Origin of the sequence: Lysinibacillus macroides, from assembly GCF_001281525.1 — a bacterium.
GTDB lineage: Bacteria > Bacillota > Bacilli > Bacillales_A > Planococcaceae > Lysinibacillus > Lysinibacillus macroides.
On the sequence record NZ_LGCI01000010.1, the window covers coordinates 876,724 to 896,467 of the forward strand.

A 19,744-nucleotide genomic window follows, 5' to 3' on the forward strand; every position below is an offset into this window, starting at 1 on the left:
CTTGATTAAATTATTATATTAAAAAACTAAATAGCAAGCCTAGAGCAGGAAAGAAGGGAGATCATGAATGGTAGAGTACAACTATAAAAAAGTTTACACACTATAAATAGTGGAAATTAGATAATTATAGTTTTACGTGAAATTAGTTCACTTTTTTACATTTTTTCTGTCGGAAAGTATTTCCTTTAGAAAATCATTTGGTATAATCAACATATACAAATTAGGGAGGTTATTCAAATGGCTAATCATTATAAAAGCATTGTTGTGGCAGTAGATGGTTCAAAAGAGGCTGAATATGCATTTCGTAAATCAATTGATGTTGCAAAACGTAATGAGGGTTCTGTATTAAATTTAGTGAATGTTATCGATACTCGTTCGTTTGCAGCAATTGAGGCATATGACCGCTCCATCGCAGAGCGTGCACAAGCATTTTCTGAGGAACTATTAAATGGCTACAAAAAACAAGCTGAGGATGCAGGCTTAACGAATGTTAATCTTGTGATCGAATACGGTTCTCCAAAAAATATCATTACAAAAGAGCTTTCTAATGTTGTAGACGCAGATTTAATTATTTGTGGTGCAACTGGTTTAAATGCAGTTGAACGCTTCCTAATCGGTTCAGTGTCTGAAGCAATTGTACGTTCAGCTAAATGTGATGTACTTGTTATCCGTACACCAGAAAACTAATAAGCAGTACATAAAAAGGTATCCCATTTATAGGATACCTTTTTTATTTATGTTGTTTTTATAAGCCCTCACTTACCTTCTTTCCATAGCCTTACTTTTTCAAAAAATAAGGCTAGTGCCTGTTTATTTTGCATATTCGGCACTTTTGCTAATAGCACTTCTTTAGGGGCCTTCAATTCCTTCGCTTGCTTTTGTAAAATCACAATGGACTTTTCTAATGTCTTATTAGCAAATATAGAGTCGGGTAATTGAATAATAGCCTGAATCCATGCGTGCTTTTGCAAATACTTATGCAACTGCTTAGATTGCTCTGAATCAAAAAGATGTGACGGTGCAAGGAAGAATAGATAGCCGCCCTCTTTTGTATAATTGAGTGATTGCTCAATAAATAAATGATGTGCATAACTCATTCCCTCTGTCGCACATAACTCATAATTAAGCGAAACATCTTCATTTGGATAATAGCCAACCGGTAAATCACACACAACCGCATCAACAGGATTCACCAGTAAATCTTGTAAAGCATCCTGGCGATATAAAGATACAGGCTGCTCTGTTACATCCGCAGTTGCAGCAGCTAGGCGAATCAGCAGCTCGTCCACTTCTACACCTGTCGCCTCTACTTTCCCATCTAATAAGTTCATGACTGTTAGTAATAAATTCCCTGTACCCACTGCTGGGTCCATCATTACAATTTTTTCATGTTCAAGACGCTCTGCAAATATTTGTTCTACAAAATAACCGACCAATAAACCTAATGTATCAGGGGTCATTTGATGGTTTGGCTGTGAGCCCTTGCGCATTCCTTTTAAAATAGCAATTTGAATAGCTTTACGAATATCCTCCTTCGTTGCATCTGGCTGTGAAAAATCAAGCTCACCATCTAGCCACGCCTCTAAGCCATCCAGTACTCCCTCTAACAGTGTAGTATTTTGTTCTTTTTCGATTTTTTCAGCATGTTCATTTAACAGTCCAAATAGTTTCTCGATATTTTCCATCAATAACTTCCTTTCAAGCAGAAAAGAGCCGTGACAAAAACTCGTCACAGCCCCTTTGTCTACTATTATCTTAGCTTAAAAGCGCTCCATTATGCCAGTGCTTTGACAGCTGCAATGGCTGCTTCATAATTTGGATGATCCGTTGCCTCAGCCACATATTCAGCATATGTCACTTTATTATCCGCATCCACAACAAATACTGCACGTGTCAGAAGACGTAATTCTTGAATGTATACACCATATGCTTCACCAAATGAAAGGTCGCGGTGATCTGAAACCGTTTGAACAGCCTCAATACCTGCTGCACCACACCAACGTTTTTGAGCAAATGGAAGATCCACAGATACCGTATAGATTACTACATTGTCACCTAGATTAGCTGCTTCTTCATTAAAACGACGTGTTTGTGCATCACATACACCCGTATCTAATGATGGTACAACACTGAATAAACGAATTTTACCCTCTGAATCTTTTAATGTTACAGGTGATAGGTCATTCGCCAATACTGTAAAATCTGGTGCTTGCTCGCCCACCTTTACTTCATTTCCTACTAGTGTTACTGGACCATTTTTAAATGTTACTTGTGCCATCTAAACGCCTCCTTCTCATCATATGTATTCATATTACTAAATGAAGGGAATTCATTGCAACTCAGACAACTCACTGTATAAAAAGATACTGCGTAAAAAAGTTTAGCCAAAAAGTCTCTTTTAGGACAAACTCTTGCTTTGAAGATGATGATAATTTAAAGAGGGCTATGCAAAAAGATTTTAACTTTTTGCATAGCCCCCTGCTACTTATTGTTCATTTTTTTCTTCTAACTTCACAAGTTCCACTTTTTCCTCTTGTTTATGAGCTACCGTGATTTCCTCTTGTTGCGGTACTGTTGTCGGCGCTTCGGCTTTTTCAATATAGAGTTTTTCATGTACTACTGTTGTATCGGCAAAATAATCATGTAAACCTTGATTTTCTGGCATAATAACGACCAATATATAGAGTGGCATAAAAATATTATTGATAACACGGCCAATCCAATCACGGAATAGCACATCTGACCAAGTAAGCTGATCATGCTTTAAGGAGATAACTCGTAAGCCAAAAACCATTTTCCCCAATGTTTGCCCGAAAAATTTTGTCATCAGTACAAAATAGCTATAATAAAGAATCGCTGTAATTATAGAGATCGGTGCATACCACACAGATTCCGATAAGGACCAATCCATGAGATAAAAAATAGGATTTATCAGTATTCCAATGACAGCAGAGACAATGAATCCATCTAATAAAAATGCCCAAAATCGAATCCAAAAACCTGCTGTTTTTAGAGTATAGCTTTTAGACTTTATGGAGATGTCTGATGGCTCGATCACAGCATTATTTTCCATAGAGGGTGAACCTTGCATAACAATTTCATTGTTTGTCATCGTACTCCCCCCTTTAGTATTCACCATATAAATACATCATTTTAGGTGCGCTATAGTCTGTCATAATCTTCATCAGCATTTTTTCCTCGGCTGATGGGCCAAATATAGAGCCAATTTTCATCCCAACATAGGATTGCCAGCCGCCCGTATCATAAGCATATTCAAATAAAGCAGCATCTTCCAATCCATAGTCCGCTCGTAGCGCAGCAATTACTGCCTCTTCATCACCGATTTCATCAATCAACCCTGCCTCAAGCGCTTTTGTACCACCAAAGATACGACCATCAGCAACTTTCTTAACATCTGCTTCAGACATATTACGTCCCTGTTCTACAATATCTACAAATTCCTCATATGTTTCATTAATCATATCTTGCATCATTGCACGTTCCTCTGCTGTCACTTCGCGCATTGGACTTAGCATATCCTTATGTGCACCTGATTTAAACGTTTCGAATTTAACCCCTACTTTTTCAGCCAATGCTTGATAGTTAATTGATTGCATAATGACACCAATCGAGCCTGTAATTGTATCGCGGTGGGCAAATATTTTATCTGCTGGTGCTGCAATATAATAACCACCAGACGCTGCCATTGAATCCATTGATACATAAATTGGAATTTGTCGTTCCTCTTTAATCTTTACAAGTTTTTTATAAATATCTGCTGATTCTTTTACACCACCACCTGGTGAGTTAACACTTAATACAACACCCTGTATAGAGTCATCATATAAAATATTATCCAATTGCTCTAAGAAAAACTGATGGTCATATGCTACTGGCTGCCAAAGTGTACCTGAGCCAATATCTTGAATCGTACCATCTACCTTTAAATAAGCAATGCGTTTATCAAAATTATTGCCTTCAATGACATTTTCATAAACATCTAAATTATTTCCTGCCATTAGGCTATCAAAATTTCCTAAGAAGTCTGACTTAAATAGCGCAAAAATAGTGTTAATGCCTAATGAAAACAGCAAAAGAACACCTGCCACTACTAAAGCAACCCATCTTTTTACATTCATGTTTTTCCGCCTCCTCAACATGTAATACGAATGATTACCTTATTTGTTTCATTCTCTTGAAATAATCCGCAAAAATTTAGCTACTCAGCATCGCAAAAGATTGACTTTACTGTCATGTTCCAATTCCTATACACAATACTTTTAATAAAGAGCTAAAAAGCTTGATACTATTTATTTCCTTATAATACCTTACCAAAATCATAAAAAAAATCAAAGTCCATGCACTTACATAAACTTTGATTTTCGATATTATTTCCTAGGAAATGATGTATATTCAAGTTGTTTCGCTTCTTGTTGTCGTAATTCGACACGGCGAATTTTCCCTGAAGAGGTTTTTGGTAGCTCTTCTACAAATTCAATGGCACGAGGATATTTATAGGGTGCTGTTAATGCTTTTACATGCTGCTGTAGTGTTTGCATAAGCTGCTGATCACCGATTTCACCCCGATGAAGAACAATAAATGCCTTGACAATATTTCCTCGAACCTTGTCAGGGCTTGCTATAACAGCTGCTTCTTTGACAGTTGGATGCTTCATTAAGGCATCCTCCACTTCAAATGGCCCAATTGTATAGCCTGAAGAAATAATGACATCGTCACCTCGCCCCTCAAACCAAAAATAGCCATCCTTGTCTTTATAGGCACGATCTCCTGTAATATACCAATCACCACGGAATTGTAAATGCGTACGTTCAGGGTCTTTTAAATAGTTTTTAAAGAGTGCAGGTGTTTCTCGGTGAACGGCGATATCTCCCACTTCTCCGATGGCAACGGGCTGACCCTCGTCATTAATAATGTCTACTGTATTGCCAGGTGTTGGTTTTCCCATCGAACCAGCTCTTGCTTCCATGCCCACCATTGTACCAACAAGCAATGTATTTTCAGTTTGACCATAGCCATCTCGTATTTGTACATGACAAACATCTGAAAACACTTTAATCACCTCACTATTTAAAGGCTCACCTGCTGACACAGCCTGACGAATAGCACTTAAATTATATTGCTGTAAATGATCAAGTGCTGCCATAAAACGATATTCCGTTGGTGTGCAGCATAGAACATTAATATTGAATTTTTCAAGCAATGTGAGGTAAGTAGCTGCATCAAATTTCCCTTTATAAACAAATGCTGTTGCACCGCTCCCTAAAGTAGCAAGAAACGGACTCCATATCCATTTTTGCCAGCCGGGAGCTGCTGTAGCCCAAACAATATCATTTTCTTGGACACCTAACCAATAAGGTGCTGTTGTACGTAAATGGGCATAGCCCCAGCTATGACTATGGACTGCGGCTTTAGGATTACCTGTTGTACCACTTGTATAGGCTAAAAAAGCAATATCTGTGCTTTTGGTTGGAGTAGGATTTATGTAAGTTGTTGATTGATATTGCATATTTTCTAATATTGGTTGCCATGGTTCATGTGCATGTCCAATTACAAATTGCTGTATACCCTGTAAATTTTCCACCTTATCAAACTGTTCAATATAAGGCTCATAGGCAATAATAGCTTGTACATTTGCATGTTGAATGCGATAGTCAATATCTTTTGTTCTTAACATTTCTGAGCTTGGAATAATTGTTAAACCCGCTTTTAAAGCAGCAATATAAACAATATAGGCTTCAACAGAGCGTGGTACCATCACGAGTATCACATCACCTTTCGTTAAGCCCTGCTTTGTAAAAACATGTGCTGCCTGATTCGCCCTTTCAAGTAAATGCGTGTATGTAATCCATTGCACATCTTGATGTTCATCACAAATAATTAACGCATTTTTGGTTGTATCCTGTGCATATTTTTCAATTTCCTCTGTAATATTATACCATTCTGGTGCAATCAAATCTTGTCTTTTCACGGCGGATGCCCCCTTTTGTTATGACACATTATAAATCTCCTTTTTTGTGTTTTTCAATGCTTTGCGTTCAATTTACAAAAAGTCATGACAATTATCATATTTGGTTATATGGTATCGGTCATATTCATATAAATTCTCTATTGAACAAGCTAAAAAAATATGGTACATTTTGGACAACTAAAAACAAGATTGCAGGGGGACTCATTACGAGTTGAGAAGGTTAAAACCTGACCCTTTGAACCTGTTAGTTAATACTGGCGTAGGGAGCAATATCCATCTATTTTTACTGATGAAGGGCTCTTTTGCGTGTATTTTTGCACAAAAAGAGCCTTTTTGCATGCTTACGTCCATCCAACAAAGGAGGACCAATAATGATTATTCAAAAAATTCGCCAAAAAAATCCATTAATTCATTGCATTACAAATTATGTCGTCGCAAATTTCCAAGCAAATGGACTCTTGGCAATCGGTGCTTCGCCTGTTATGGCTGATGGCAACGATGAGGTGGAGGAAATGGTGACAATTGCCTCAGGTCTATTGATTAATATCGGCACACTGAATGATACCATGAAAAAATCTATGTTACTGGCTGGTAAAAGGGCTAATGTGCTTGGCATCCCTGTTATATTAGACCCTGTAGGAGCTGGGGCAACAAACTACCGCAAAAAAGCTGTACAACATCTACTGGAAGAAATTCAATTTGCTGCTATTCGTTGCAATATTGGAGAACTTGCCGCAATTGCTCATGTAGAATGGCAGCAAAAAGGGGTAGATAGTGGAACAGGCTCTATTTCTGTAGAAGATGAAGCAAAAAAAGTGGCACAGCTTTATCAATGTATCGTCATTGTTACAGGTGAAAAGGACTTTATCACAGATGGTACTCAGCAGCAATGGATTACAGGTGGTAATGCCCAAATGACAGAGGTCACTGGAACAGGCTGCCTCTTAAGTGCTGTTTGTTGTGCTGCTTATGTAGCTGATCAGCAGCCCTATCGTCAATTAGCTGAGGTACTAAAGCTTTATAAACAAATTGCTGAGCAAGCTGCCACTTCTACACAATATATTGGTGATTTTCAAATTGCTGTGTTAAATGAACTAGGTCATCTATCCAAGGGCGGTGAGCAATAATGCAAGTTGTAACAACAATCGCTGGTTCTGATAGTGGTGGCGGTGCTGGTATACAGGCTGATTTAAAAACCTTCCAGGAATTAAAAGTATTTGGAACGACCGTTATTACAGCTTTAACTGCTCAAAATACACGAGGTGTTTCAGGGGTTCTGCCAATTGAGGCGGCTTTTGTAAAACAACAACTACAGGCATTGCTTGATGATTTTTCAATAAGTGCTGTCAAAACAGGCATGTTATTTTCCTCAGCTATTATTCATACAATTGCACAAATAATAGCTGATACAAACATACCACTTATTGTTGATCCTGTGATGATTGCCAAAGGTGGCGAAAGTTTATTACAGCAAGAGGCCATTGATGCTATTATCCATTATTTACTGCCAATCGCAACCATTGTCACACCAAATATTCCAGAAGCTGAAACATTGACAGGCAAAAAAATCAACACAATCGCTGATATAAAAAAAGCTGCTGACCATCTATTAGCAACAGGTGTACACTGTGCGATTATCAAAGGTGGTCATTTAGCAGATGCAACAAATGCCACTGACTATGTATTTTTCAAAAATGGTCAAGCTTTTTCAATGCAAACACCTCGTATCGCGACCAAAAATACACATGGCACTGGCTGTACATTTTCCGCAGCATTAACAGCTTTTGTAGGGCGTGGTCTTACGATCAAAGAAGCGATAATTGAAGCTAAAAAATTTATTCAATTGGCAATCACACATGATTTAGCACTAGGTCACGGACATGGACCAACAAATCATTTTGCTTATCAGAACGACAAAAAATCCTGTGAGGTGACCATTTATGAATCGTAAGGATTTACAGCTCTATTTTATAATGGGAACAGGTAATTGTGTTCATGAGGAGCCAATCTCTGTTCTGGAAAAGGCTTTACAGCACGGCATTACCATGTTTCAACTACGTGAGAAAGGTCCTAATGCATTAACAGGGCAAGCCTATGAAGACTTTGCACGCCTTTGTCAAAAGCTATGTCAACAATATCATGTACCCTTTATTATCAACGATGATGTAGAGCTTGCGATAAAGATTGGGGCGGACGGAATCCATATTGGTCAAGAGGATTTTCCTGTATGTAAAATTCGAGAAAAAATTGGGCAGATGATTCTTGGTGTGTCCGTTCATTCTGAAGCCGAATTACAAACTGCCAAACAATATGGGGTAGATTATGTAGGAATTGGCCCAATTTTTGCTACGACATCAAAAAGCGATGCCAATCCACCAAGTGGTACAACATTTTTACAAAGTGTACGTAGTGAAAGCCCTGAACTTCCTATAGTTGCTATTGGGGGCATCAATTGCTTCAATGCACCATCCGTTCTCCAAGCTGGGGCGGATGGTATTGCTGTTATTTCTGCTCTTTGTGGTAGTAAGGATATTCCCCATACAGTAGCTATGTTTAAGTCATTGTTTGGAGAGAATAAAAAAAGCTCTATCTAAACAAACTAAAACCAGTGCCTGTTACGGTCACTGGTTTTACGTTTAATAATTGCTTATTTTCGCAATTATTGGTTGTTGTTTGGCATACCTTTTAATTGAGATTCTGCCATTTGTACAAGACGTTTAGTGATTTCACCGCCAACGGAACCGTTAGCACGAGCTGAAGCTTCAGCTCCTAATTGAACACCAAATTCTTGTGCAATTTCGTATTTCATTTGATCAAGTGCTTGTTGTACACCAGGTACTGCAAGCTGGTTTGAATTACGGTTGTTGTTTGAAGTCATGTCTCTCACCTCCTTGTGAATATAGAATGTGCGATATTAGATTTTTAATACGAAAATTTTAGAGGTAAATTGTACCTCTAATGGAATATCAACAGCCATGCAAAAAAGCCGTCTCAAAATGGGCTTTGAGACGGCTTTTAAAACCTTATAACAGATCTGCAAATTTATCTTGTTGTTCTTCTTTCTTAGGGAAAATATAGACCTCGCGATTTTTAACGGCACGTGCAATCAGTTCATCAAAATCGGAGAAGCTTTCATAATGCTCTACCTTTTCAAGCTTTGGCTTTGTTTTTGGACTAGCAGGTGTAAAGATAGTACAGCAATCTTCAAATGGCTGAATAGATGTTTCATATGTGCCGATTTTTTCTGCAATATCAATGATTTCTAATTTGTCTGTTGAAATTAATGGACGTAAAATCGGTGTATTGGTTACAGCATTAATAGCTGTTAAGCTTTCAAGCGTTTGACTTGCTACTTGTCCAAGACTTTCACCTGTGACAATGGCAAGAGCGTCAATTTCCTTACGTACTTGATCAGCTACTTTTAGCATCATACGACGCGTTGTTGTCATTGAGACATTTGAAGGCACTTTTTCTTTTATTAAAACTTGTATTTCTGTAAACGGAATAACATGTAAACGAATACTTGCACCAAATTTCGTTAATTCATTAGCAAGCACCTTTACTTTTTCTAATGAATTTTGGCTTGTGTATGGTGGACTAAAGAAGTGTATCGCTTCTAAACGCACACCTCGCTTCATCATTAAATAACCTGCAACAGGGCTATCGATACCACCTGACAACATTAATAATGATTTTCCATTAGACCCTACAGGCATTCCACCTGCGCCATCAATGACTTGTGCCATCATATATGTGGCATCATGACGCACTTCTACACGTAGTTCAATATCAGGCTGCTTCACTTTGACAGATAAATTTTGAAATTGTGGTAAAACATAGCCACCGATCTCACGCTGAATGGCATGTGACTCTAAGGGAAATGTTTTATCTGTACGTTTAACTTCTACTTTAAATGAATGTTGTGCCTCTTTAAATGTATCCATAATTGTTACAGCAAGCTGCTTCATGCTTTCTATATCTTTTTCACATGCAGCTACAGGGCTAAAGGATTGAATACCAAAAATTTTAGGCAATCCTGTTATAAGCGTCTGCATTTGTGTTTCATTTTCAATTGCAATAAACATGCGATCTCGCTCTGTACGAATATGCAGATGTCCTAAATCTGCAAAGGCATGACGAATATTTTCACGCAAGCGGCGGATAAAATCCATTTTATTACGACCCTTTGTTGAAAGTTCGCCATATCGAATTAAAATCTCTTTCCAAATCATTTGTCTATTTCTCCTTTAAGCTCCATCATTACTTTTGCTAATACTTGTTTAAACTTTTTAATATCTTCGTTTGTGTTATGTGCACCAAAGCTGATACGAATAACACCTTTTTTATAATGCTCCTCAAGATGTAAAGCTTCCACAACATGGCTTGTCTTTGTTTGTTTGGATGAACAAGCACTTGATGTAGAAACAATAATGCCTTGCTTTTGCATAGCATTAATAATAATCTCTCCTGTTAGATCGCGTACACTAAACGATAAAATATGGGCTGCTCCTTGCAGGTTCGATAAAATATGCACAGCCTCTCCATAGCTCTGTAGCTGCGCACAAATATCTGCCTGCCATTGTCGATATTTTTTCGTACGTTCTTCCATTATTTCAACTGCTAGCCGTGCTGCTTTTGCTAAAGCAACAGCTTGTGGGACAGCTACAGTTCCACTTCGCAGCCCAAATTCCTGACCTCCGCCAACTACATAGGGCTGCCATCTCATTGGTTTACGAAATGCTAATACACCTGAGCCTTTCAAGCCATGAATTTTATGACCAGAAATGGATAGACAATCTGGACCATTTTCTCCTTTAAAGAACACAGCTAATTTGCCAAAGCTTTGTACAACGTCTACATGAAAAACAGCTCGACTCATTTCATGAATTATGCTCCCTGCGTCAAAAATAGGCTGGATAGCACCCATTTCATTATTGACATGCATAATGCTTACCAAAATGGTATCCTTACGTATTTTTGCCCGTAGTTCTTCTAATGAAATCACACCACGTTTATCAATATGAAGGTATTCAATCTCAAACCCTTCTTTTTCAAGCTGTTTCATTGCCTCTAAAACAGAAGGATGTTCAATTTCGGATGTTAAAATATGCTTACCGATATGTGTATTACTACGTGCTACTCCAAAAATAGCTGCATTATTCGATTCTGTACCACCTGAAGTAAATAGCACATTTTTTGATTCTGCCTGCAAAATATCTGCTACTTGCTCACGCGCACGCATTAATAAGTCGTTTGCTTCAACACCCATGGCATGAATGGACGCAGGATTCGCATAATATTGTTCATTGACAGCCATAAAAGTCTGCATCACCTCTTGCAAAGGCTTTGTTGTCGCACTATTATCTAAATAAATTGCCTTATTCATTACTATTCACACACTTTCACCACGTTGATTTAACGGTATTTATCATAACGCAATCTCGGAGGAATGACCACTAACTTTCACGATTATTCATATTCAAACTAAAAAAACTGTCTAAAAGTAATCGCTATACTTTTAGACAGTTTTGTATGTTTTTTCAATTATTTTGACATAGACTCTTCTGCAACGATTTCTTGAATACGTTTTAAAGCACCTGGCTCCATTTCTTCAACGGCTGTTCCTGCTTCCTCTAATGCCTTTACATAGCGGAATTGATGGAATGCCTCCTCCGCTTCTGCTAAACGCATATTCAATTTTGGATTTGTGGCACGATGACGATTACCATACTGAATAATACGTTCAATTAACATCACATTTTCGATTAATTCATGTGCCTTTGCATTCACATCCTCTACACAAAGAGTTGCTGCGTTTAAGTTATTATGAACCGTTCCCATATTCAGTGGCACTTCTTGCAAGCTTTGCATCACTAAATAAATATGTTCTGCCGCTTCATCGAGGCGTGCATCCATCTCCTCAGGGATTCCTGGGATATTTGCCTTATTTAATATTCGGTCTGTTTCTTGCAATATTTTCTTTAATTTTTCAACTTGTGTACGTGCCTTATTTTCATCAATCCGAAGCTTCTTCATTGTATTGGATAAATGTTCTTGTTCCTCATGAATACGTTCAAGCTCTTCACTAATCTCAATTAGCTCTTCCTGTAAGCTTGAGTAAGCAGATTGTTCCTCCCTCACACGCATTGCTAGTAAATCATAGCGGCGCTGCAATGCCTCTAACTGCTTGAGTGCTATCTTCGGCACTTCAGCATCCTTTTCATTTAGATGATAGCTTTGCTGGACATAAGCTGCCTCTTCGCCCACTAATTTAGTCGAAGCAATAATATTTGTAATAGAGCTTAATAAGCGATCACAATTTTGATCGACATAATTTTTCGCAATAACCTCTTTTTCAAGTAAATCATAAAAGTGGTCAATTTCTTCATTTATTTCTACTACGCGAGGCTTCACAATGGCTATCTTCAGCGCTGCTAAGCCATTTTTTAATGAAGCAAATTCTTTTTCATACTTATTTAATGCTTCTGTTAGCTCTAAATGCTGTAAATAATACGATTGTTCTTCCATTTCACGCTGCCCATTACGCAATTCTTGCACTGCCCCTGGAAGCTTTACCTGTAATTCTGTTAAGATCGTAGGCACATCGTTAATATAGTCAAATATCTCTTGTGATTCTTGGTTTAAACTAATAACAATTTCACGTGCCTGCAGGTAATTCCCTTCATTTGTCAGAACATCAAATTCATCAAATTTTTGAACAAATGTCTCTAGCTTTTTCTCAAGTGCAGGTAATGCTATCCCAAATGAATGCTGATGAGCAAGCAATGTCTTTCTTGCAGAGCGATAATACTCTTTTAATTGTTCAATTTCAATGCGATTTTTTTCTTCGCTGCCAATTAATTCATTCAATTCTTCTAAAATTTTATCTTTATCTTGGTCACACTTTTGAATATAATCCTCTATTTCACGCTCTATTAACTTCGCCTTTTTAAAACGAAGTCGATTAATTTGTTCTTCAGCATCAAATAGTAATGAGTCAATTTTCGTCATATGTACATCAATGACTTCATCCCAAGTATTGCGCCAGCGTTCAAACATTTCTTCGGTTTCACCATTCATGTTTAAAGATTTGACTTTTGAGATTTCCTCATTGATAGGTTTATGTTGAATTTGTAATTTTTCATGTTCGAGTTTTGCAATAATTGCAACATGTTTTCTTCGCATCATAAATCCTACTATGGCTAAAATTAATAGTAGGATAATCGGAATGATGATATACTCCATCGTAAGCCCCCTATTCTACAATAAACGAATTGGCTAGTTGTATTTATTATATACTATGTTTTCGCCTTTTGTACTAAAATTTAAGTGTTTTACGGAAATCTGCATTTTTGCTATTTTGAAAATTTTTAAGAGCGCATCTATAGCGCTAAAGGAGTGGTAAATTATGAAACGCGATGGGCATATACATAGTCCTTATTGTCCACATGGTAGTTCAGATTCATTTATTCAATATGTTGAAAAAGCAATTTCTTATCATTTCACAGATATCACATTTACAGAGCATGCCCCATTACCCAAAAATTTCGTGGACCCTACCCCCCAGCAAGATAGCGGGATGCATCCAAATCACTTGATGCCTTATTTTGAAGAGTTACAGCACCTAAAAAAACAATATGCACAGGATATTCGCATACGAATTGGGTTAGAGGTTGACTATATCATAGGCTTTGAACAGGAAACTCGTCAATTCTTGGATACTTATGGGCACTTTTTAGATGATGCCATTTTATCCGTCCATTTCTTACAATGGCAAGATACTTATACATGCATCGACTTTTCACCTGAAAACTTTATCGATTTTTCAAAAAAAGTGGGCTCTGTTGAACAAACCTATAACTTATATTATGATACTGTTCTACAATCTATTACGGCAGATCTTGGTCCATATAAACCAAAACGCATTGGGCATCCATCCCTTATTCATAAATTTCAGCTAGCCCATGGTGAAAAAATAAATGACGCTGTGCGTATTCAAGAAATTTTAACTGTTATGAAGCAAACAGGCTATGAGCTGGACTTAAATAGTGCTGGACTTAGCAAACAATATTGTCAGGAGCCTTACCCACCACTATCTTTCATCGCCTATTGTCAAGCCATTGAATTGCCATATGTATTTGGTTCAGATGCTCATACTGTCGATGATTTGCATCAACATTATCATATACTCTACCACCATAAATAATAACGAAACGAGGTATCATCATGTTTACACAAATCAATTATAAAGGGTCTATTGCTGAGCAATATCTTACATTATCTAAACAATTAGATGCACTTCTAGCAGGTGAGACAGATCAGATTGCTAATTTGGGCAATGCTGCTGCCCTATTAAATCAGTTTTTAACCGATATTAATTGGGTAGGATTTTATCTTTTACAGCAAGATGAGCTCGTTTTAGGACCATTTCAGGGTCTACCTGCCTGTGTGAGAATTCCAGTTGGACGTGGGGTGTGTGGAACAGCTGTTGCAGCGCAAGAAACAATTATTGTCAAAGATGTCCATGATTTTCCTGGGCATATTGCATGTGATGCAGCTTCCCAATCAGAAATTGTTATACCATTAATAAAGCACGGAGAGGTTATTGGTGTTTTAGATATTGATAGCCCACTGGTAAATCGCTTTTCTCTGCAAGATCGAGAGGGCTTAGAGCAATTTGTAAAAACATTGCTTACTCATATATAAATTTATTTTGTCATAAAAAAATTGCCCTGAAATGTTGTTTATTGTCATTTCAGGGCGCTTCATTTATAGAATTATCATGATTTGGTTTAGCAGTGTCAGGAGTTGGTTTGAAAGGAACCGTTATGAATACAAAAACGATTTTTTCCACTATTTTTTGCCTCATATAAAGCCGTATCTGCATGTAAAAATACAGATTGGAATGCTGGCCGCTCTCGTTCATCCCACATAATCAGACCTGCTGAAATTGTTACTTGAGGATCTGTAGCTTTTGGAATGACTTCTACAATCGCTGCTGCTAATTTTAATGCTTCTTTCTCCACAATATTTGGTACATAGACAGACATTTCTTCTCCGCCCCATCTTGCACAGATACCACGGTCGCCAATTGTTTTCTTTAGCTGTACCGCAATTTGCACAAGAATATTATCACCAACTTGATGGCCATAAGTATCATTAACACGCTTAAAATTATCAATATCAATTAATAAAAACATACCCGATTGATCATATTCGAGTGATTTTTCTACAAATTGATCTAAATAACTACGAGCGTACAGTTTTGTTAAATGATCTAAATCCACCATTTCCTGAAGCTGTGTTCGTAAAATCGAGTTGGCAAGGGCTAAGGATGAGTGATGAATAAGTGACTGCATTAATTTAAAGCTATCAAACGAAAAGAAATAGGGTTCTTTGTGTAATACAATACTAAAACCATTTATTTCTTCTTCCATTAAGATAGGAATGGCCATAATGGAACGGTAATCAATTGGCTTAGGGGTTAATCGGCTAAAGTCCGCAATAAATAGTGGGTCATCTGTATGTGCAAAATGCTGTTCAACATGCTTGATATAGATTTGACCCGCCTCTGAGCTAAACAAGGTTGTACTGGCCTCTGATACTTCAAAGGTATCATTCTTTTTAAATGCAAAACAAACTTCCATTGGCTGAAAAGATTTTAACAACTGCTTTTGTAAGAAAAGTAACATTTCATAAACATCAATGCGCATATTTAAACGATGTGATGTTTCATTGATAAGCTGTAAGTCACTAACGAGGCGATGTGATTGATGATATAATTTTGCATTTTCCAGTGCATTTCCTGACGCTTGTGCAAGCATCCGCACAAAATCTTTTTCCGTTGTAGAAAAAAGGTATGTTGTTGGTGCACTTACCTGCAAGATACCATAAATTGCTTGTCGACCTTTTATAGGCGCATTTAACAAACGGCAATCCAAATCACTCGCAAGCTCTGTTGTTAACTCTCCTGATACAAATGCTTCAACTGTAGCAGGTCTTTCCGCTAAGTAATCAAAAAGTTTAATATCAATGGTTGTATGCCGGTCTTGATCATTCGATAAGATGAGCTCTACATTAAACCCTGGAAAATTATCCTTAATATTTTTTAACACGTTTTCTAAAATTACATCAATATCCATTGTTGAATGAAATAAATCCGTCACGTTATATAGCTTTCTGTATTGATCTTCATTTATTTTTAGTTCTAAATTATCTTTCATTGTTTGAAGAACTTTCGTCAGTATTTCTATACATTCTTCACCGTAACTAGAGGTCATAAAGTCTGTCCAGGACTCTGTTGCCTCTACAAGTAATACACCAATAGGATTTTTACCTTCTGCCTGGAAAAGCACCATATCTGTCATCGTGGAATAAGCTTGTTTTTCTTTTAATATATACGGAATTTTCACTACTTTTTGTTGATAGAAGCTAGCTTCAACCATTAGCCATGACACAGCATTCAACTTTGTCTCAATTGTTAAAGAAGCTACCTCTTCAATAGGAATTAAAGAATTACTTTCAAAACTAAGAAAAGCAGCATTTTCAATTTTCAAGTGCTTCTTTAGACACTGTTTAAATGAATAAAAATACCCATTAAAACTAGCTTGTTCTTCATTAGAACTCACCCACAAGCTCAAAACATCAGATTTTATACATTTTAGCGTTTGTAAATGGTCTGTCATGAAATCACCTTTTCTATATAACGTACAAATCAATTACTATTAACTTATAATATATTATACATAATTTGTGTCATTTTGACTATGTAATTCTGTTCCACTTTTATATTTTAACTTAAAAAACATAGCATTAACCCTATTGAAAATGTATAAATATGAATAATGAGGATTTTTTTACTATGTATGTTTTAAAAATATTAATTCTAATAATTGACGGACGTATCCTAAACAGTTACAATGGAGGTTGTGTAAAATAAACGCAGCAGTGGTATAAGCTTATAATTGTATTTTATTCCTCTATTTGAAAGACAGCAAGATAAAAATAGATGGTGTATTGCGTAACCTAACGGCTGCATAGGCGAAAATACATGAAAATAAAATGCGTATAAGAATGGGTACTACTGGTTTTTGTTTTACAACAAAAAAACCAAATTTAAAGGAGGAGACAACAATATGTCTCGTTATACAGGTCCATCTTGGAAATTATCACGTCGTCTTGGTATCTCACTAAGCGGTACAGGTAAAGAAATCGAAAAACGCCCTTATGCACCAGGTCAACACGGTCCAAACCAACGTAAAAAATTATCAGAATACGGTTTACAACTTCAAGAAAAGCAAAAACTTCGCCATATGTATGGTATGAATGAACGTCAATTCCGTACACTATTCAACCGTGCTGGTAAAATGAAAGGTGTTCATGGTGAAAACTTTATGATCCTTCTTGAAACACGCCTTGACAACTTGGTTTACCGTTTAGGTTTAGCTCGTACTCGTCGTGGCGCTCGTCAATTAGTAAACCATGGTCATGTTTTAGTAGATGGCAAACGCGTTGATATTCCATCATACAGCGTAAAACCAGGTCAAACGATTTCTCTTCGTGAAAAATCTCAAAACCTTACTGCTGTAGCAGAAGCAATCGAAGTAAACAACTTCGTACCTGACTACTTAGCATTTGACGCTGACAAAAAAGAAGGCACATTCACTCGCCTTCCAGAGCGTTCTGAATTATCAGCTGAAATCAACGAAGCATTCATCGTAGAGTACTACTCTCGTTAATAAAATTGCTCTGTAAAGAGTGATTAGAAAAAGCCTAGAAACGTTGTTAAATCAATGTTTACTAGGCTTTTTTCGTTTTATTAACTTTGCATTAAAATGCATTAAAAACCTTTTCATTAGGGCACAATTAGGGCAATACTAGGGCATATTTAGGGCAAGACAAAATACGCTTGGCGGCGGTGCACAAGGTCAGATACTCAAGCCAAATAAAAAGCCCCAAAGAATGAACTACGGGGCATAATCGTCTTATCGGATTTCTTGTAACATCTCTTTCGTCGTTCTTTGAATATCCACATTTACACCCTTTAGGGCACGTTCCACTACACGCATATCATTTTGTAACTCTTCAAATGCCGATTTCGCCATAATGCAACGGTCAAAGAAACCTTCTTCTAGCGACTGATCCATTTTAGCAGCGATACGTTCTACTGCAATCTGTACTGCACCTAAATCAGCACTATAAACCTTCAAATTATCAATACTGTTCTCAAGTTCTGTAATTACTTCATTTACGTCTTTATGTTCTACTGCATTCATTAATATAATTCTCCTTTAATTGTTATTTGTTTAAACTATATTTATAAATCTCTATCCGATGAAATACTCCAATACAGCTCCATTACTCCAATATTTTCACGATTAAACTGCTCATTATTTAGCATAGGAATATTAAATTCTCGCTCCATTTCACTCATAAGAGCAGATAGTCGGCCCGTTCTAAACGGCTCTTCTAATAGGTCTAAATACTCAAATATTGATTTATACCTGCTTAACGATACTCCTAACGAAAATTGTTTTTCTAACTCGTAAATGCCGACCGTAAATGATTGAAGGTTTTTTACGTCCTTCACAAATTCAATAACATAATCGTACATATACGCAGCTAAGAATTGTTGCACATCTGAAATATCTGTAACTATTTCCTCTTGATCCCGCTCAAGTTTCCAAGCATTGTACTGCTGCTGAATTTGAGTAAGTAACTCTTTGACTTCCATAACTCTACCCCCTATCTTTAATTAACAACGTGCTACACTTTTCTCGTTTTATGAAGCAGTCCGACATATCGCAAGTCGTTTTTGGCACAGTTGCTATTATTAATTGGTTTTATTGTACACTTCAAAATGTACTTTGTAAACTATTTATTTTACATATTCACTTTTTAGTATATTTAGTAAAGCGTTTAGTGTTATAATCAATAAAAAGGAAGGTGTTATTATGGAACTAACTACTAGTGAAAAAATCAAAATAATTCTCGGCAGAAAGAATATGTCAATGAGTGATCTAGCCGATGCATTAGGCCAAACTCGCCAAAACTTACACAATAAAATGAAGCGAGATAATTTCTCCGAGAAAGAGTTACAAGAAATTGCCGCTGCTTTAAATGTAGGCTTTGAATCATATTTTGTATTAGAAGAAGGAGAAAAAATTTAATAGTTACGGGGTGGGCTTATGACAATACTTGATACACTAAAAGAAAAATTAGAAGATTTGAAAACTATCGTCCAATCATTCCAAGTCAAGAAGCAACGAATTTTCATTCATTGGTTAGATCGCCATAACGATTATTTACGCAATGAAGAAACTTACGATTATTCGAAACATCTCGTATATAAGCGAGGTATGGTTGTAGAAGTTGATTTCGGATTTAATATCGGGGCGGAATATGGCGGACATCATAAAGCCGTCATTCTACATAAAGACAGTGCTCGAGCAAAATCCGTCGTTGTTGTGCCTCTTTCATCTGTAAAAGAAGGGCAAACAGTACATAAGCTAGATGCGGATTTAGGCGTCATTGAAAGCTTGAACGATAACAAAGTAGAGGCATTACTAGGACAGATTACAACGATTAGTAAAATGCGGATTCAACCGAGCACTATTCACCGACTGACAAATGAGCAGCTAGACGAAATTGACAATAAAATGGTAGCACGATTTTTAGGGTCAAGCATGAAGAAAAAATTAATGGAATAACTCCGAACAGTTACGCCTATTGACATTTACTTTAATTTTGTTTAA

Annotated in this window: 21 protein-coding genes and 1 riboswitch; of the genes, 9 read left to right on the forward strand and 12 right to left on the reverse strand. The window is 36.9% G+C overall.

The features are described from left to right. The first annotated feature begins 237 nt into the window (after window positions 1–237). Window positions 238–687, forward strand: a complete 450-nt coding sequence (locus ADM90_RS18955; RefSeq protein WP_053996465.1) for a universal stress protein — start codon at window positions 238–240, stop codon at window positions 685–687. Between the two features lie 68 nt (window positions 688–755). On the opposite strand, the gene ADM90_RS18960 is transcribed toward ADM90_RS18955, so the two are convergent. From ADM90_RS18960 to mbcS, 5 genes are all read right to left on the reverse strand, one after another. Then, a complete protein-coding gene (locus ADM90_RS18960) occupies window positions 756–1,685 on the reverse strand; it encodes a class I SAM-dependent methyltransferase (protein WP_053996466.1) in 930 nt (309 codons plus the stop codon). 89 nt (window positions 1,686–1,774) lie between these two features. Beyond that, entirely contained in the window at window positions 1,775–2,278 is a 504-nt protein-coding gene (tpx, locus tag ADM90_RS18965) for a thiol peroxidase (protein WP_053996467.1), read from the reverse strand. A 207-nt stretch (window positions 2,279–2,485) separates the two neighbouring features. Beyond that, window positions 2,486–3,112 carry an RDD family protein gene (locus ADM90_RS18970; protein ID WP_053996468.1) on the reverse strand — a complete coding sequence of 209 codons (627 nt, stop codon included), beginning with the start codon at window positions 3,110–3,112 and terminating at the stop codon, window positions 2,486–2,488. Between the two features lie 13 nt (window positions 3,113–3,125). After that, entirely contained in the window at window positions 3,126–4,139 is a 1,014-nt protein-coding gene (gene sppA / locus ADM90_RS18975; RefSeq protein ID WP_053996469.1) for a signal peptide peptidase SppA, read from the reverse strand. A 249-nt stretch (window positions 4,140–4,388) separates the two neighbouring features. After that, the gene (gene mbcS, locus ADM90_RS18980) at window positions 4,389–5,990 is read right to left on the reverse strand and encodes an acyl-CoA synthetase MbcS (RefSeq protein WP_053996470.1); all 1,602 of its coding nucleotides are present in this window, start codon (window positions 5,988–5,990) and stop codon (window positions 4,389–4,391) included. A gap of 183 nt (window positions 5,991–6,173) precedes the next feature. Continuing rightward, window positions 6,174–6,273: riboswitch (TPP riboswitch) on the forward strand. An 88-nt stretch (window positions 6,274–6,361) separates the two neighbouring features. Here mbcS and thiM point away from each other — a divergent pair. The 3 genes from thiM to thiE are packed head-to-tail and all read left to right on the forward strand — an operon-like array spanning window position 6,362 to window position 8,584. Continuing rightward, window positions 6,362–7,117, forward strand: coding sequence for a hydroxyethylthiazole kinase (gene thiM, locus ADM90_RS18985; protein WP_053996471.1), 756 nt, complete (start codon window positions 6,362–6,364; stop codon window positions 7,115–7,117). Then, window positions 7,117–7,941, forward strand: coding sequence for a bifunctional hydroxymethylpyrimidine kinase/phosphomethylpyrimidine kinase (thiD, locus tag ADM90_RS18990; RefSeq protein WP_053996472.1), 825 nt, complete (start codon window positions 7,117–7,119; stop codon window positions 7,939–7,941). Before thiM ends, thiD begins: the two co-directional genes overlap by 1 nt. Continuing rightward, complete coding sequence (thiE, locus tag ADM90_RS18995; protein WP_053996473.1) at window positions 7,931–8,584, forward strand: thiamine phosphate synthase; 654 nt, start codon at window positions 7,931–7,933, stop codon at window positions 8,582–8,584. The genes thiD and thiE overlap by 11 nt, the downstream gene beginning before the upstream one ends. A 65-nt stretch (window positions 8,585–8,649) precedes the next feature. Here thiE and ADM90_RS19000 read toward each other — a convergent pair whose 3' ends face one another. The 4 genes from ADM90_RS19000 to ezrA form a co-directional block, all read right to left on the reverse strand. Further along, window positions 8,650–8,868 carry an alpha/beta-type small acid-soluble spore protein gene (locus ADM90_RS19000; RefSeq protein ID WP_053996474.1) on the reverse strand — a complete coding sequence of 73 codons (219 nt, stop codon included), beginning with the start codon at window positions 8,866–8,868 and terminating at the stop codon, window positions 8,650–8,652. A 145-nt stretch (window positions 8,869–9,013) separates the two neighbouring features. Continuing rightward, entirely contained in the window at window positions 9,014–10,222 is a 1,209-nt protein-coding gene (thiI, locus tag ADM90_RS19005; RefSeq protein WP_053996475.1) for a tRNA uracil 4-sulfurtransferase ThiI, read from the reverse strand. Beyond that, window positions 10,219–11,376 (reverse strand): cysteine desulfurase family protein, encoded by a 1,158-nt coding sequence (locus ADM90_RS19010; RefSeq protein ID WP_053996476.1) that lies wholly within the window; start codon window positions 11,374–11,376, stop codon window positions 10,219–10,221. The genes thiI and ADM90_RS19010 overlap by 4 nt, the downstream gene beginning before the upstream one ends. 158 nt (window positions 11,377–11,534) lie before the next feature. After that, window positions 11,535–13,235 carry a septation ring formation regulator EzrA gene (gene ezrA / locus ADM90_RS19015; protein WP_053996477.1) on the reverse strand — a complete coding sequence of 567 codons (1,701 nt, stop codon included), beginning with the start codon at window positions 13,233–13,235 and terminating at the stop codon, window positions 11,535–11,537. Window positions 13,236–13,398: 163 nt separating this feature from the next. On the opposite strand from ezrA, the gene hisJ reads away from it, so the two are divergent. After that, the gene (hisJ, locus tag ADM90_RS19020) at window positions 13,399–14,196 is read left to right on the forward strand and encodes a histidinol-phosphatase HisJ (protein WP_053996478.1); all 798 of its coding nucleotides are present in this window, start codon (window positions 13,399–13,401) and stop codon (window positions 14,194–14,196) included. A 20-nt stretch (window positions 14,197–14,216) separates the two neighbouring features. Next, on the forward strand, window positions 14,217–14,696 hold the full coding sequence (locus ADM90_RS19025; RefSeq protein ID WP_053996479.1) for a GAF domain-containing protein: 480 nt from the start codon (window positions 14,217–14,219) through the stop codon (window positions 14,694–14,696). 95 nt (window positions 14,697–14,791) lie between these two features. Here the strand turns inward: ADM90_RS19025 and ADM90_RS19030 are convergent, their stop codons facing one another. After that, window positions 14,792–16,618: a sensor domain-containing diguanylate cyclase gene (locus ADM90_RS19030; protein WP_235473683.1), complete on the reverse strand. Its 1,827-nt coding sequence runs from the start codon at window positions 16,616–16,618 to the stop codon at window positions 14,792–14,794. Window positions 16,619–17,125: 507 nt separating this feature from the next. On the opposite strand from ADM90_RS19030, the gene rpsD reads away from it, so the two are divergent. After that, window positions 17,126–17,728, forward strand: coding sequence for a 30S ribosomal protein S4 (gene rpsD / locus ADM90_RS19035; RefSeq protein WP_053996481.1), 603 nt, complete (start codon window positions 17,126–17,128; stop codon window positions 17,726–17,728). A gap of 246 nt (window positions 17,729–17,974) precedes the next feature. On the opposite strand, the gene ADM90_RS19040 is transcribed toward rpsD, so the two are convergent. Then, window positions 17,975–18,265, reverse strand: a complete 291-nt coding sequence (locus ADM90_RS19040) for a hypothetical protein (RefSeq protein ID WP_053996482.1) — start codon at window positions 18,263–18,265, stop codon at window positions 17,975–17,977. A gap of 41 nt (window positions 18,266–18,306) precedes the next feature. Next, entirely contained in the window at window positions 18,307–18,723 is a 417-nt protein-coding gene (locus ADM90_RS19045) for a hypothetical protein (RefSeq protein ID WP_053996483.1), read from the reverse strand. 220 nt (window positions 18,724–18,943) lie between these two features. On the opposite strand from ADM90_RS19045, the gene ADM90_RS19050 reads away from it, so the two are divergent. Together ADM90_RS19050 and ADM90_RS19055 are read left to right on the forward strand one after the other, a co-directional pair. Next, on the forward strand, window positions 18,944–19,159 hold the full coding sequence (locus ADM90_RS19050) for a helix-turn-helix domain-containing protein (protein WP_053996484.1): 216 nt from the start codon (window positions 18,944–18,946) through the stop codon (window positions 19,157–19,159). A gap of 18 nt (window positions 19,160–19,177) precedes the next feature. Next, complete coding sequence (locus ADM90_RS19055) at window positions 19,178–19,699, forward strand: type II toxin-antitoxin system PemK/MazF family toxin (protein ID WP_053996485.1); 522 nt, start codon at window positions 19,178–19,180, stop codon at window positions 19,697–19,699. The last annotated feature ends 45 nt before the right edge of the window (window positions 19,700–19,744 follow it).